We start from the raw sequence: 15,359 nt of genomic DNA on the forward strand, positions 1-15,359 counted from the left end.
GGGGGAGAAAAGCACGATGGGGAAAGTATACATTGTGGGGGCTGGACCTGGGGATCCAGACTTAATTACATTAAAAGCCCTTAAGGCAATACAGCAGGCAGATGTCATTTTATATGATCGTCTTGTCAATCAAGAAATACTCGCCCACGCCAAACCCGAGGCGGAATTAATCTATTGCGGCAAGCTCCCGAATCATCATACGATGAGACAGGAAGCCATCAATGAAGCCCTTGTGACCCATGCAAAGGAAGGGAATGTTGTCGTCCGTCTGAAAGGCGGCGACCCCTTTGTATTTGGCCGCGGCGGTGAAGAAATCGAATGCTTAGCTGAGCACGGAATTCCATATGAAGTTGTCCCGGGGATTACCTCTGGTATTGCAGCAGCTGCTTATGCAGGCATTCCTGTGACGCACCGTGAATTCAGCTCGAATGTTGCGTTTGTCACGGGTCACTATCAAAAGGATGAGCATTTTGAAGAAAAGTGGGAGGCACTGGCTACAGGGATTGATACCCTTGTGATTTACATGGGCGTCAAAAACGTAGAAAGAGTGCAGCAGCTTCTTATAAAAAATGGACGTGATCCAGAAACGCCAGCAGCGTTTATACACTGGGGAACCACGACGAGGCAAAAGACGACTTGCTGCACTGTTAAGACACTGTCTGAAACCGTTGAAAAAGAAGGCATCGAGCATCCAAGCTTAATAGTTGTTGGAGATGTCGTTCATTTTCACCAAAAGCTGAACTGGTTTGAACCGGCTCTCATTGAGAATTGAGAATGTTAGAGAAAAGACACGTGCATTGATCGTGTCTTTTCGTCTGAACAAAACAAGTAAGAAGGAGGAGTCACATGAAACAAGCTGTACTTTATGTTGGGCATGGAAGCAGGGTAAAAGAAGCACAAGATAAAGCCATTTCTTTTATGAAAAGCTGTATGCCATTAGTAGAAGCCGATATACAAGAAATTTGTTTTTTAGAACTAACAGCCCCTTCTATAGAGGAAGGCTTTGAAGCCTGTGTGAACAAAGGAGCTACAAATATTGCGATCGTCCCGCTCCTCCTTTTAACTGCTATGCATGCTAAATCAGATATTCCAGTTGAGATTGAGAAAGTTCAAAAACGATACCCGCAAGTGAAGGTCACATACGGGAAACCAATTGGGGTCAATCAAGAAGTGACAAAAGCAGTTGCTGCAAGAATTGAAGAAGCAGGATATCAAGGCGGGGAAGCACGTATTCTTTTAATTGGCCGCGGAAGCTCTGATCCAGATGTGAAGCGAGATGTGTTTGGCATTGCGGACGATGTCCGGCGCCTGCTTCCTTTTGCTGAGGTCTTGCCATGTTTTATTACAGCATGTGAGCCAAATTACCGAGATGTTCTTGCGAAATTAACAGCAGATGATGATGCGCCTGTTTATCTCGTTCCTTACTTGTTGTTTACGGGTATTTTAATGAAAGAGATTGAAAGCGAAGCGGCTCAGGCGAGAGAGAGGCTGAAAGACGTCCGGGTATGCCGGTATATTGGCTTTCATCCGCATGTAAAAGCAGCTTATATTGAACGCGTGCAAGAAACCATTTTAAACAAAGACGATGTGTTTCATTTCCAAGGAGAAAGCCATGCTTCCAGTCCATCTTGATTTAACCAATCAACAAGTGCTCATCGCCGGCGGTGGAAAAATAGCCGCAAGAAGGGCAGAGGTGCTATGCATAGAGCCTTGCCATATCACCATCGTGAGTCCTGATATTTCTAAAGAGATGGCACGTCTCATTGATACATACAACCTGAATTGGAAAGAAAAGAAAGTGGAAGCTCAAGATGTAGAGGATGCATTTTTCATTGTCGCTGCTACAAATGATCCGGTGGTAAATGAATGGATTGCACAAACAGCACGGCCTCACCAGCTTGTGAATTGTGTGAGCCAATCAGAGCTTGGCAATGTGATCGTGCCAAAGGTGGTCAAAGCAGGGAAAGTGACGATTTCAGTCTCTACAAGCGGTGCAAGCCCAGCCCGGACAAAACAGCTGGCTGCGGAAATTGAGACATTGCTTGAACAAGAGGATGTAGATGCACTTGATGCTCTCTATATCGAAAGAAAAAAACAACAAAGAAAAAGCCGATAAAATCTCTTGAAAGGATTTTATCGGCTTTTATTATTTTCGCAGCTTAAGAACCACATCTTCGTCAGGCGTGACAAATAATGTTTGCTGTTGATCATACGTCACAAATCCGGGCTTGGCTCCATTTGGTTTTTTCACATGCCGGATTTTCGTGTAATCGACAGGAACGGAGCTCGACTCCTTTGCCTTCGAGAAGTAGGCAGCGATTTGAGCCGCTTCAAGTAGCGTCTGTTCGTCAGGCGTTTGATGACGGATGACGACATGTGATCCAGGAATATCTTTCGTGTGCAGCCAAATATCGTCACGGGCAGCCGCCTTTGTGGTTAAATACTCGTTTTGTTTGTTGTTTTTTCCGACTAATATCGGAATCCCTTGAGACGATTCATACGTTTCAAGCTGAATGGCCGCCGTTTTTTTCTTTTTGGCGTTGCGCTTTTGTTTGGCGCGTAAATATTTCCCTTCAACAAGCTCTTCTCTCATTTCCTCTAAATCCTTCGGTGAGGCAGAGGACAGCTGCTGAATCAACTCATCAAAATAAGCAATCTCTTCATGCGTCCGCTCAATTTGTTCATTGACCGCTTCCACTGCATTTTTTGCCTTTTGATATTTTGTGAAATATGCTTGCGCATTTTCAGAAGGGGTTTTGTTTGTTTTGAGCGGTATCGTGATCTCTCCACCATCTTCATCGTAATAATTGATGACAGTCGCTTCTTTATCCCCTTTTTTGATGGCATATAAATTGGCTGTTAGCAATTCGCCATAGAGCTGGTATTTATGGGCATTTTGAGATTCTTCAAGGGTTCTGTTCAGTTTTTTGAGCTTGTTTTCATTTTTCTTTTTTTCATTTATGACAAACCGTTCAAGGTCAGAAGCTTGTTGTTTCACTCTGTCTCTTTCAGCTTTGCCGAAATAAAAGCGGTCAAGCAGCTGGCTGAGAGAGTCGAATGTCTTCATTTCGCCTTGGACATGCTGCAGTTCTAATAAATAGAAATACTCCTTCCCATCTTTTCTTGTCAGCTGCGGGGTAAAGGAATGCATGCGAATCAGCTGGAACATGTCGAGTAATGTATTTGGAATTGTTTCCTGATTGGCAAGACCGGCCCTGTGAACAGCTTCCTTTGCAAACAGCGGAGAAACCCCAGAGAATGTATCGACAATTTGCTTTGTGATCATTCCTTCTTGAAAGCGTAAATGCTTTAAAATATCGTCCTTCGTTACTGCAAACGGATTTAATTTTTGCTGCGCAGGCGGCAGAAGGTATTCGTGCCCAGGAAGCACTGTTCGATAGCTGTTTACAGATGGAGAAAGATGCTTCAAGCCATCGATGATCTGCTGCGTATCATCTTCGACAAGAATCAAATTACTATGCCTTCCCATGATTTCAATGTAGAGCTTTCGCGTCTGTTCGTCGCCAATTTCATTACGGCTTCGTACATGAAGTACGATCACACGGTCAAATCCAATTTGTTCAAAACGCTCAATGAATCCGCCCTCAAGATGCTTTCTAAGGAGCATACAAAACATTGGAGGTTCGCTTGGATTGTCATATTGCTGCTCTGTGAGCTGCACTCTAGCATAGCTCGGATGAGCGGATAAAAGGAGCTTATGATTCTTTCCGTTTGCCCGGATATGAAAAATCAGCTCGTGCTTATATGGCTGATGAATTTTTGAAATTCTTCCACCAGTTAATGTCTCTTGCAATTCATTTGTCATACCATATGTAAAAATGCCGTCAAATGACATGTTGGATACACCCTCTTCTTTCACACAAATCTACTGAAAGAACCTTCCATTTCTCGTTCTTTAGGCAGTCTTATTATTATAGCATGATTTAGGACGAGTCTGAATAAACTGGCTTATAGAACACTGCATATGAGAGAGAACAAAAGAGGAGTGGACGAGGTCAAATGAATTGGCATGAACTGAACCAAACCGATTTATTAAAAACAATGAATACATCGATAGGTGACGGACTGTCAGAAAAAGATGTACAAAAACGGCTTGAAAAACACGGGTCAAACGAATTGCAGGAAGGGAAAAAGGCGTCAGCTCTGATTATTTTTTTAGCGCAATTTAAAGACTTTATGGTGTTAATCTTGCTTGCAGCAACGATCATTTCTGCTTTTCTAGGCGAATACATTGATGCAGTAGCCATTGTAGCGATTGTTCTGATTAATGGAGTGCTCGGCTTTTATCAAGAACGCCGGGCGGAAAAATCCCTTCAAGCACTAAAGGAATTATCAACCCCACATGTGTATGCAAGGAGAAATCATGAATGGATCAAGATCCCGTCTAAACATCTCGTGCCAGGGGATATTGTGAAATTTTCAAGCGGAGACCGGATTGGGGCAGATATTAGATTACTAGAAACAAAGAGTCTGGAAATCGAGGAGTCTGCTCTCACTGGCGAATCCATCCCAGCAGTCAAACACGCAAGTCCGCTTTCTAGCAATCATGTCTCGCTTGGAGATTTGACGAACATGGCCTTTATGGGGACGCTTGTCACTAGAGGAAGCGGCGTGGGCGTTGTCATTGGTACAGGAATGAATACAGCGATGGGACAAATTGCCGGTATGCTGGATGCTGCAGGGAATATGGAAACACCACTGCAAAGACGTCTCGAACAGCTGGGGAAAATCCTCATTGTGGCTGCTTTATTTTTAACGGTGCTCGTTGTGGTTCTTGGCGTTGTGCAAGGACATGATTTGTATCATATGTTCCTGGCGGGAGTATCACTTGCGGTTGCTGCCATTCCCGAAGGCCTGCCGGCAATTGTTACCGTCGCACTTTCCTTAGGAGTGCAGCGGATGATCAAACAAAAATCGATTGTCAGAAAGCTCCCGGCGGTGGAGACTCTTGGCTGCGCGTCGATCATTTGCTCAGATAAAACAGGAACCATGACGCAAAATAAAATGACTGTGACCCATGTATGGGCAGAGGGCAAAACGTGGAATATTTCTGGTACGGGCTATGAGCCATCTGGTGATTTCACCTTGAACGGAGAACTTGTCCATGTAGATAAACATCCAAGTCTGCAAAAGGTGTTATTATATGGGGCGCTTTGTAATACATCGACCATCGTTGAAAAAGATGGCGAAATGAGGCTTGATGGTGATCCGACAGAGGGGGCACTTCTCACCGCAGCACGTAAAGCGGGTTTTACAGAGCAATTCATCGAAGCAGGATTTCACGTGGTAGAAGAGTTTCCTTTTGATTCAGAAAGAAAGATGATGTCAGTCGTCGTCGAAACGAATCAAAAAGAGCGGTACGTCATTGCAAAAGGTGCGCCGGATGTCCTGATGAACCGTTCAAGCCATATCATGCATGGCGGACGCACAGCTTCATTTTCAGCCACTCACAGGCAAGAAACAGAGGCTGCGATTCAAGGTTTAGCAAGACAGGCGCTGAGAACGATTGCCATTGCGTATAAAAAAGTTGGTCTGACCGAAACAATCACCACTGTCCAGCAGGCTGAAACTGATTTAACATTTATCGGACTAGAGGGCATGATCGATCCACCTCGTCCTGAAGTGAGACGAGCGATTAAAGAGTGCAGAGATGCGGGCATAAAAACAGTCATGATTACAGGGGATCACGTGGAAACAGCCAAAGCGATCGCAAAAGACTTGAGCCTTTTACCAAAGCAAGGAAAGGTGCTCGACGGAAAAGCGCTGGATCAGCTGAGTGACAAAGAGCTTGAGCAAACGGCTGAAAATGTATACGTCTTTGCACGGGTATCACCGGAGCATAAGCTGAGAATTGTGAAAGCCTATCAAAAAAATGGACATATTGTAGCGATGACAGGTGACGGGGTCAATGATGCGCCTGCAATTAAGCAAGCAGATATCGGTATCTCCATGGGCATCACTGGAACAGACGTAGCCAAGGAAGCGTCCTCTCTTATTTTACTTGATGACAACTTTGCGACCATTAAATCGGCCATTAAAGAAGGCCGAAATATTTATGAAAACATTCGTAAGTTTGTTCGCTATTTGCTCGCATCAAATGTGGGAGAAATTTTGGTTATGCTGTTTGCGATGCTTCTAGCGCTTCCGCTTCCTCTCGTTCCTATTCAAATTTTATGGGTCAACCTCGTCACAGATGGTCTCCCGGCGATGGCGCTTGGTATGGATAAGCCAGAAGGCGATGTCATGAAAAGGAAGCCGAGGAATATGAAAGAGGGGATTTTTGCTAGAGGGCTTGGCTGGAAGGTTGTATCTAGAGGGTTCCTCATTGGACTTGCGACCCTTTTAGCATTTATGTTTGTGTATCACCGTGATCCAAACAACCTGCCATATGCACAGACTGTTGCATTTAGTACGCTTGTGTTGGCGCAGCTCATTCATGTATTTGACTGCCGCAGTGAACGATCCATCTTTGAACGCAATCCATTCGGGAATCTCTACTTAATCGGTGCGGTATTGTCATCACTTTTACTGATGTTTGTGGTCATTTATTATCCGCCGCTTCAGCCGATTTTCAAAACGGTGGCGATTGCACCAATTGATTGGCTGCTGATCATCGGTATGTCTGCACTGCCAACTTTTTTACTGGCAGGATCACTTTTGACAAGAAAAAAATAATTCGTTATGGTATAATTTTGAGGTAATAGTGTCTGCTATTACCTTTTTCATTTTATTAATATGAAAGAATTGGGTGTTTTGACATGATACGCAGTATGACGGGATTCGGCCAAGCGAGTAAAACGGATGGAGAACTGACAGTGTCAGTTGAGCTAAAATCGGTCAATCACCGTTTTAAAGAGGTTCATGCCCGTTTGCCGAGGCCGCTTTTATATTTCGAAGACACATTAAAAAAAATCATTCTTCGTCACGTGCAGCGCGGTAGAATTGAGCTGTTTGTTACGATTGAAGGCGGTAAACTAGCAAGCCGGTCCTTGCAGATCGACTGGCCGCTGCTTGATGAATACATGAAAGCCGCAAAAGATCTCGAGAAACGCTATCACATTTCAGGCATTCAGCATGCACATGACTTACTGGGGCTGGAGCATGCCGTTCAAGTAGAAGAATCGGCTAGCCGAAATGAGCAATTAGAGCAATTGCTGATGGAAGCTTGTGAAACGGCTGTCAAGGAGCTTTGCTTCATGAGAGAGCAGGAGGGAACATCACTTCAAAAAGACTGTGAGCTGAGGCTTTCTGAATTAGAGGCCTATACAGAAGAAATCAAAGTCTTTGCACCAGAGGTTGTGAGTCAGTATAAAGACAGGCTCAATCAGCGATTGCAAGAATGGATCGGAGAGGCGCTTGACGAAAGCAGATTGACAACAGAGGCTGCGATCTTTGCTGACCGCTGTGACATTACAGAAGAGATTACGAGATTGAAAAGTCACTTTCAGCAATTCCAGCAAATCTTGATGCAAGGCGGTGCTGCTGGCAGAAAACTTGATTTTCTAGTACAGGAGCTCAACCGTGAAGTGAACACCATTGGCTCAAAAGCGAACCATCATCATTTAACTAAGCTGGTGGTTGAAATGAAAAGTGCTATTGAAAAAATAAAAGAACAAGTGCAGAATATAGAATAGTCATTGTGTATGCTGTTTACAGTACGTCTCTTTCGGCGAGACTAGAGACGTTTATAATACAGGGGGACGTTAGAAGATGACCATAAAGTTGATCAATATCGGATTTGGAAACATCATTTCAGCGAATCGGATGATTTCGATCGTCAGTCCGGAATCAGCACCGATTAAACGAATGATACAAGACGCAAGAGATCGAGGCATGCTCATAGATGCTACATACGGAAGAAGAACCCGTGCTGTTGTCATTATGGACAGTGACCATGTCATCTTATCTGCCGTTCAGCCTGAGACTGTCGCGCAAAGACTTTCTGTAAAAGAAGAAATCATAGATGAAGGGCAGGGGTAATACGCCATTATGAAAGAAAGAGGACTTTTAATCGTTCTCTCTGGACCTTCGGGAGTTGGAAAAGGAACGGTCAGACAAGCCATTTTCTCCCAGGAAGATACGAAATTTGAATACTCAATTTCTGTGACAACACGTAAACCGCGTGAAGGTGAAAGAAATGGTGTCGATTATTTCTTTAAATCCAGGGAAGAATTTGAACATATGATTGAAAACAAAAAGCTGTTAGAATGGGCAGAGTATGTCGGGAATTACTACGGCACGCCTGTTGACTATGTAGAACAGACATTAAGCGAAGGAAAAGATGTTTTCCTTGAAATCGAAGTGCAAGGTGCACTTCAAGTAAGAGAAGCATTCCCAGAAGGTCTTTTTATTTTCCTTGCACCGCCTAGTCTTTCAGAACTTCAGAACCGCATCATTACACGTGGTACAGAGTCTGAGGAGCTCATTCGAAATCGAATGGCTGCTGCAAAAGAAGAGATTGAAATGATGGATGCTTACGACTATGTCGTGGAAAACGATGATGTCGAGCTTGCTTGTGAAAGAATCAAAGCGATCGTCCTTGCAGAACACCTGCGCAGAGACAGAGTCGCACCAAGATATAAAAAAATGCTGGGGGTAGAATAAACTATGTTAGATCCTTCAATTGACTCATTGATGAACAAACTTGATTCAAAATACACACTTGTGACAGTGTCTGCACGTCGTGCACGTGAAATGCAGATCCACCAAGATCAGCAAATCGAAAATACGAAATCTTACAAATTTGTAGGTAAAGCACTTGAAGAAATTGATGCCGGTCTTTTGACATTTGAAAAAGAGGATCAAGAATAACACATCGCTTCTGCTATGCAGATACGATACGTTCAAAAAAGTCAAAACTATGATTGGTTTTGACTTTTTTGAATTGTAGACGAATTTGTGAAAAAGGCCGTTAAGGGGGACAAACAAATGTTACAGTCAAAAAATATTTTGCTCGGCGTCAGCGGAGGAATCGCCGTATATAAAGCAGCTGCACTTACTAGTAAACTCGTACAAGCAGGCGCAAATGTAAGAGTGATTATGACAGAATCTGCCCGTGAGTTTGTGTCTCCGCTTACCTTCCAAGCTCTGTCTCGACATGAGGTGTATGTGGATACATTTAAAGAAAACAATCCAAAAGTCATTGCGCATATTGACGTAGCTGACTGGGCCGATCTCATCCTTGTTGCCCCTGCAACAGCACATACGATTGGTAAAATGGCGGCAGGGCTTGCAGATGATATGCTCACGACGACCTTACTTGCTTCAACTGCTCCTGTATGGATCGCGCCAGCTATGAATGTGCATATGTATGATCACCCGGCAGTAAAACGGAACATTCGCACATTATATGAGGACGGCTACCGGTTTATTGAACCGAGTGAAGGTTATTTAGCCTGTGGCTATATTGGAAAAGGGCGATTAGAGGAGCCTGAAAAAATAGTTGAGCACATCCGTGCATTTTTCGAAGAGCCAAAAAACTTACCGCTTTCAGGTAAAAAAGTCGTGGTGACAGCAGGACCTACACGAGAAGTCATCGATCCTGTGCGTTTCTTTACAAATCGATCGTCAGGAAAAATGGGCTATGCAATTGCAGAGGCTGCGCAGCAAATGGGGGCTGATGTCACGCTTATTTCAGGACCTGTTTCTTTAACGGCACCTAATCATGTACATGTGGTGCACGTTGAATCGGCAGAGGACATGTATCAAGCCGCATTAGCTGTGTACGAGGAAGCGGACCTTGTCATTAAATCAGCAGCAGTCGCCGACTATACCCCTGTGACCTCATATCCTCATAAAATGAAAAAACAGGACGGCGGCTTAGAAATTGAATTCACCCGGACAAAAGATATTTTAAAAGAGCTGGGGAAAAGAAAAGAGCATCAAGTGCTTGTCGGTTTTGCAGCTGAAACGCAGGATGTAGAATATTATGCGAAAAAGAAAATCGAATCCAAGCATTTAGATATGATTGTGGCCAACAATGTCACAAAAGAAGGTGCAGGGTTTGGCACAGACACAAATGTAGCAGCAATCATCAAAGCAGATGGTACAACAACAGAACTGCCGATGATGAGCAAAAAAGACCTCGCTTTTGAAATCTTAAAGGAGGCAAAACAGCTGTTGCCAAAAGAGCGTGATCGCGCATGATTGCTGAAGTTATCGTAGATGTCACAACGAAAGCCATTGACCGGCCATTCGATTACCGTGTACCAGATCGATTCAAAGATCTCGTCAAAGCGGGAATGAGGGTGGTCGTTCCCTTTGGCCCTAGGAAGATTCAAGGGTTTGTGACAAAAGTCAAAGAAGAAACAGACGTAAAAACAGGAAGCATAAAGGACATTGTCGATTTATTTGATTTATCACCTGTTCTGACAGATGAGCTATTGGAGCTTTCCCACTGGCTGACGGAAAAAACATTGTCCTATCACATTACGGCACTTCAATCGATGCTGCCTGCAGCCATGAAGGCGAAGTATGAAAAAGAAATTCAAGTGCTGTCAGATGAAGAACTTCCGCAGTCATTGAAAGAGCTTTTCGGTCAGCGAGATAGCATTCTTTACGCTGACATCCCAGCCGAACAACTAAAACAGATTCAAAAGCATGTCCAAAAAGGTCATCTAGAGGTAAGGTATCACGTCTCGCAAAAATCTGGAAAGAAAAAAGTGCGCACGCTCCAACTAGCTGCATCAAAAGATAAGCTTGAAGAAAAACAGCAGCAGCTGAAAAAAAATGCGGTGAAACAAAAGGCTCTGCTCTCCTTTTTGCTTCAAGCGAGTGAGACGACCTTTTTAGCGAAAGACTTGCAGCAGCAAACAGGCGCGAGTTCTCAAACGCTTAAAACCTTTATTCAAGAAGGGCTGCTAACAGAAAGCTATGAAGAGGTCTACCGGGATCCTTATCGTGACCGGGCATTTACACCTTCTGCTTCACTTGACCTTATGCCAGAACAAGCAGAAGCGGCAAAACATATACATCAAGCAGTCAGCGATGACCGGCATGAAACTTTTCTGCTGCACGGGGTGACAGGAAGCGGTAAAACGGAAATATACTTGCAGACGATTGATCATGCCCTACAAAAAGGAAAAGAAGCGATCGTCCTCGTTCCAGAAATCTCGTTAACCCCTCAAATGGTTCAGCGGTTTAAAGAACGATTCGGTTCAAATGTGGCTGTACTTCATAGCGGATTATCGACAGGGGAAAAATATGATGAATGGCGGAAAATCCACCGCAAGGAAGTCAAACTTGTCGTGGGCGCGAGATCGGCTGTTTTCGCACCATTTGAAAATCTAGGCATGATTATCATAGATGAAGAGCATGAATCTTCTTATAAACAAGAGGAAATGCCTCGTTATCATGCCAAGGACGTCGCCATTGAACGAGCCAAAAGGCATCGATGCCCAGTTGTTTTAGGTAGTGCAACTCCTTCACTTGAAACCTACGCGCGTGCCAAAAAAGGCGTGTTTACATTGCTGACGCTCAAAAACCGAGTCAACCAGCAGCAGCTGCCGCACGTTTCGTTAATTGATATGAGAGAAGAATTGAGAAATGGCAACAGGTCCATGTTTTCAGAAGAATTAATGCTCAGATTAAAGGAAGTGCTTGAAAGAAAAGAACAAGCCGTCTTATTTCTGAATAAAAGGGGCTATTCATCCTTTGTGATGTGCCGTGATTGCGGATATGTGGAGCAATGTCCTCATTGCGAAATTTCTCTCACCTATCACCGCTATCAAAAACGGCTGAAATGCCATTATTGCGGTCACGAGGCACCGGTGCCAGCTGAATGTCCAGAATGCCATAGTGAGCATATTCGCTATTTTGGTACGGGTACGCAGCGTGTAGAAGAAGAGCTGACAAAAGTACTGCCAGAGGCAAGAGTCATCCGAATGGATGTAGATACAACGTCTCGTAAAGGTGCTCATGAAAAGCTCCTCACATCTTTTGGCAATAAAGAAGCAGATATTTTGCTCGGGACGCAGATGATTGCAAAAGGGCTAGATTTCCCAGATGTCACACTTGTTGGTGTTCTAAGTGCGGATACGTCTCTTCATATCCCTGATTTCCGTTCAAGTGAAAAAACATTTCAGCTTCTCACGCAGGTCAGCGGCAGGGCAGGACGACATGAAAAAGCGGGCTCTGTGATCATTCAATCGTATACGCCTTCTCACTATAGTATTGAATTAACGCAGCAGCATGACTACGAAGCCTTTTATGAACAGGAGATGCTGCATCGCCGCCACCAGTCCTATCCGCCGTATTACTTTTTGGCGATGGTGACAGTATCACATGAGGAAGTGACGAAGGCAGCGCATGTCACGGATCAAATTGTTCAGTTCCTAAAAATGAACTGTGCACCGAATACAAGAATTCTTGGTCCGGCTGCATCACCAATCGCTAAGATCAAAGATAGATATCGATATCAATGCGTGATAAAATACAAAAGGGAAAATGAACTGGCAAGTTTACTACGGAAAATACAAGATCATTATCAAAAGGAAATGGAACAAAAACAATTGATGATTTCAATAGATATGAATCCATATATGATGATGTAAAACGGAGGGCTTTAAGTGGCAGTCAAACCAATAGTCATGCATCCGGCAGAAGTACTCGAACAAAAGGCAGAGCCTGTCGATACGTTCGATAAAAAGCTCAAAAAACTGCTTGATGATATGTATGATACAATGCTTGAGCTAGATGGAGTCGGACTAGCAGCACCACAAATCGGCATTTCACAAAGAATTGCTGTTGTCGATATCGGAGAAGAAACGGGCAGAATTGATTTAGTAAATCCCGAGGTTCTTGAAGTGAAAGGAAGTCAAACAGATATTGAAGGCTGCCTGAGCTTTCCATCTTTATACGGCACAGTAGAAAGACCGAGCTATGTGAAGGTAAAAGCCTTTGATAAGAAAGGCAAACCATTTACAATAGAAGCAGAAGGATTTTTAGCAAGAGCCTTATTGCACGAAATTGATCATTTAGACGGCATTTTATTTACGTCGAAAATCATTCAAACCTATACAGAAAAAGAACTTGCGGAAATGGAAGGGTGAAGAAAATGGCACGTATTGTATTTATGGGAACCCCTGATTTCTCAGTACCTGTGCTGCAGACACTTATAACAGAAGGATACGAAGTTGTCGGGGTCGTCACGCAGCCAGATCGCCCGAAAGGCAGAAAACGAGTACTCACGCCGCCTCCTGTGAAAGTAGAAGCCTTAAAGCACGGCATTCCGGTCTTGCAGCCTGAAAAGGTACGCCTTGATGAAGAAATTGATAAAGTGCTTGCCTTAAAGCCAGATTTAATTGTCACGGCGGCATTTGGACAAATTCTACCAAAACGATTACTAGATGAACCTCAGTTTGGCTGTATCAATGTACATGCCTCGCTGCTGCCAGAACTAAGAGGGGGCGCGCCGATCCATTATGCGATCCTTCAAGGCAAAAAGAAAACAGGCGTCACGATCATGTACATGGTGGAACGGCTCGATGCAGGGGACATGATCAGTAAAGTAGAAGTGGAAATCGACGAATTAGACAATGTCGGTACATTACATGATAAATTAAGTGTAGCAGGCGCCGCACTATTGAAAGATACTGTGCCGAATGTTCTAAGCGGATCTATTTCTCCAATTCCGCAAAATGAAGAAGCGGCAACGTATGCACCTAATATAAAGCGAGAGCAGGAAAGGTTAGACTGGACAAAGACCGGAGAAGAGCTTTACAACCAAGTTCGCGGCTTAAATCCGTGGCCAGTTGCCTATACTGAATGGAACGGGGCTCATCTAAAAGTATGGGAAGCGAAAAAAGTTCCACTCGAAGCGCAAGAAGAACCTGGGAAAGTGATTGAGCTTCAAAAAGAAGGTCCAGTCATTGGAACTGGGAATAAACAAGGCCTTTTATTAACAGGTGTGCAGCCAGCTGGTAAGAAAAAAATGAGCGGCGAAGACTTCCTAAGAGGCGCAAATATCGAAATGGGACAGAAATTAGGGTTAATGAATGAAGAAAAGTAATGTGAGAGAAGTAGCGCTGGACGCTTTAATCAAACTCGAACAAAACCAAGCTTATAGTAATTTGCTTTTGCAGTCAGTTATGAAAGACAAAGACTTGGCAGATCAGGACAAACCGCTCTTAACAGAGCTTGTGTACGGTACACTGCAAAACAAGCTGGCATTAGATTATATGCTGGCACCATTTGTGAAAAAACCGCAAAAGGTGGCTCCGTGGGTCATGCAGCTTTTGCGGATGTCCCTTTATCAAATGATCTACCTTGAAAAGATTCCAGATCGTGCAGCCATCCATGAAGCGGTTGAGCTAACGAAAAAGAGAGGGCACAAGGGCATTTCTTCACTTGTGAACGGCGTTCTTCGATCCGTGCAAAGAGAAGGCGTTCCGGCTTTTGATGACATCAAAGATCCAGTCAAGCGGCTTTCGATTGAGACAAGCCACCCATTATGGCTCGTGCAGGAATGGGTTCAGTCGTACGGATTTGAAGCGGCAGAAAGCATGTGCCGCATTCATTTAGTACCGCCAAAGCAAACCCTTCGTGTCAATCGAATGAAAACGGACCGCGCAGCACTGCAGCAAGAACTGCTGGATGCCGGAATTGAAACGGAGCTTGGCGATTTATCAGAAGATGCACTTAAGCTGATGAAAGGGTCCATCGTTTCAACCCCTTCTTTTCAAGAAGGCTATGTGACCATTCAAGATGAAAGCTCAATGCTTGTCGCAAGAGCACTAGACCCTCAGCCGGGAGAAGCTGTGCTTGACGCCTGTGCGGCTCCAGGCGGAAAATCAACACATATCGCAGAGCGTATGAACGACGAAGGACAAATTGTTTCACTTGATTTGCACGAACACAAAGTGAAACTCATCAAACAAGCAGCAAAACGTCTGAACCTTACTCAGATTGAAGCAAAAGCGCTGGATGCAAGGAAAGCAAAAGACGATTACAGCGAAGCTTCATTTGACAGGATTCTGATTGATGCGCCGTGTTCTGGTTTTGGCGTCATTAGACGAAAACCAGATATGAAATATACAAAGTCTCCAGAAGACTCAGCAAGGCTAGCTGCAATTCAGCAGGCAATCTTAAAAGAAACAGCTCCGCTTTTAAAGCCTGGCGGAACCCTTGTATATAGTACATGTACAATGGACCCAACAGAAAATCAACAAGTGATTCATGCGTTTTTACAAGAACACCAAGACTTCGAACCCGATCTATCTCTTAATGAACGGCTGCCTGAGCAGGTTGCTCCGTTTGTTCAAAACGGAAGTGTGCAAATTCTTCCTCATTATTTCGGAACAGATGGTTTCTTTATTTGCAGCATGAGAAAGAAGGGATAA

Annotated in this window: 14 protein-coding genes; 13 read left to right on the forward strand and 1 reads right to left on the reverse strand. The window is 44.0% G+C overall.

The features are described from left to right. Positions 1–16 precede the first annotated feature (16 nt). The 3 genes from cobA to MHH41_RS07510 all read left to right on the forward strand — a co-directional run bounded on the left by cobA (position 17) and on the right by MHH41_RS07510 (position 2,116). Entirely contained in the window at positions 17–772 is a 756-nt protein-coding gene (gene cobA, locus MHH41_RS07500; protein WP_212045848.1) for a uroporphyrinogen-III C-methyltransferase, read from the forward strand. Between the two features lie 74 nt (positions 773–846). Further along, complete coding sequence (locus tag MHH41_RS07505) at positions 847–1,632, forward strand: sirohydrochlorin chelatase (RefSeq protein ID WP_340866043.1); 786 nt, start codon at positions 847–849, stop codon at positions 1,630–1,632. Beyond that, on the forward strand, positions 1,613–2,116 hold the full coding sequence (locus MHH41_RS07510; RefSeq protein WP_003211818.1) for a precorrin-2 dehydrogenase/sirohydrochlorin ferrochelatase family protein: 504 nt from the start codon (positions 1,613–1,615) through the stop codon (positions 2,114–2,116). The genes MHH41_RS07505 and MHH41_RS07510 overlap by 20 nt, the downstream gene beginning before the upstream one ends. Positions 2,117–2,146: 30 nt before the next feature. Here MHH41_RS07510 and MHH41_RS07515 read toward each other — a convergent pair whose 3' ends face one another. Next, positions 2,147–3,856 (reverse strand): Rqc2 family fibronectin-binding protein, encoded by a 1,710-nt coding sequence (locus MHH41_RS07515; RefSeq protein ID WP_340866045.1) that lies wholly within the window; start codon positions 3,854–3,856, stop codon positions 2,147–2,149. Between the two features lie 164 nt (positions 3,857–4,020). On the opposite strand from MHH41_RS07515, the gene MHH41_RS07520 reads away from it, so the two are divergent. The 10 genes from MHH41_RS07520 (at position 4,021) to rsmB (ending at position 15,359) form a co-directional block, all read left to right on the forward strand. After that, positions 4,021–6,696: a calcium-translocating P-type ATPase, SERCA-type gene (locus tag MHH41_RS07520; protein ID WP_212045852.1), complete on the forward strand. Its 2,676-nt coding sequence runs from the start codon at positions 4,021–4,023 to the stop codon at positions 6,694–6,696. Positions 6,697–6,779: 83 nt separating this feature from the next. Next, complete coding sequence (locus MHH41_RS07525; RefSeq protein ID WP_003211878.1) at positions 6,780–7,655, forward strand: YicC/YloC family endoribonuclease; 876 nt, start codon at positions 6,780–6,782, stop codon at positions 7,653–7,655. Positions 7,656–7,731: 76 nt separating this feature from the next. Then, complete coding sequence (gene remA / locus MHH41_RS07530) at positions 7,732–8,001, forward strand: extracellular matrix/biofilm regulator RemA (protein ID WP_008344898.1); 270 nt, start codon at positions 7,732–7,734, stop codon at positions 7,999–8,001. A gap of 9 nt (positions 8,002–8,010) precedes the next feature. Next, positions 8,011–8,625, forward strand: coding sequence for a guanylate kinase (gmk, locus tag MHH41_RS07535; protein ID WP_003212381.1), 615 nt, complete (start codon positions 8,011–8,013; stop codon positions 8,623–8,625). Between the two features lie 3 nt (positions 8,626–8,628). After that, complete coding sequence (gene rpoZ, locus MHH41_RS07540; RefSeq protein ID WP_003211647.1) at positions 8,629–8,832, forward strand: DNA-directed RNA polymerase subunit omega; 204 nt, start codon at positions 8,629–8,631, stop codon at positions 8,830–8,832. Between the two features lie 117 nt (positions 8,833–8,949). Continuing rightward, the gene (gene coaBC / locus MHH41_RS07545; protein WP_065097254.1) at positions 8,950–10,167 is read left to right on the forward strand and encodes a bifunctional phosphopantothenoylcysteine decarboxylase/phosphopantothenate--cysteine ligase CoaBC; all 1,218 of its coding nucleotides are present in this window, start codon (positions 8,950–8,952) and stop codon (positions 10,165–10,167) included. Then, positions 10,164–12,572: a primosomal protein N' gene (gene priA, locus MHH41_RS07550; protein WP_340866048.1), complete on the forward strand. Its 2,409-nt coding sequence runs from the start codon at positions 10,164–10,166 to the stop codon at positions 12,570–12,572. Before coaBC ends, priA begins: the two co-directional genes overlap by 4 nt. A gap of 15 nt (positions 12,573–12,587) precedes the next feature. Next, positions 12,588–13,070 carry a peptide deformylase gene (gene def, locus MHH41_RS07555; RefSeq protein ID WP_050945066.1) on the forward strand — a complete coding sequence of 161 codons (483 nt, stop codon included), beginning with the start codon at positions 12,588–12,590 and terminating at the stop codon, positions 13,068–13,070. Positions 13,071–13,075: 5 nt separating this feature from the next. After that, on the forward strand, positions 13,076–14,029 hold the full coding sequence (fmt, locus tag MHH41_RS07560; protein WP_050945065.1) for a methionyl-tRNA formyltransferase: 954 nt from the start codon (positions 13,076–13,078) through the stop codon (positions 14,027–14,029). Beyond that, entirely contained in the window at positions 14,016–15,359 is a 1,344-nt protein-coding gene (gene rsmB, locus MHH41_RS07565; RefSeq protein WP_340866049.1) for a 16S rRNA (cytosine(967)-C(5))-methyltransferase RsmB, read from the forward strand. The genes fmt and rsmB overlap by 14 nt, the downstream gene beginning before the upstream one ends.

The sequence above is a fragment of the Bacillus sp. FSL K6-1145 genome, assembly GCF_038003425.1.
In the GTDB taxonomy this organism is placed as follows: Bacteria; Bacillota; Bacilli; order Bacillales; family Bacillaceae; genus Bacillus; species Bacillus pumilus.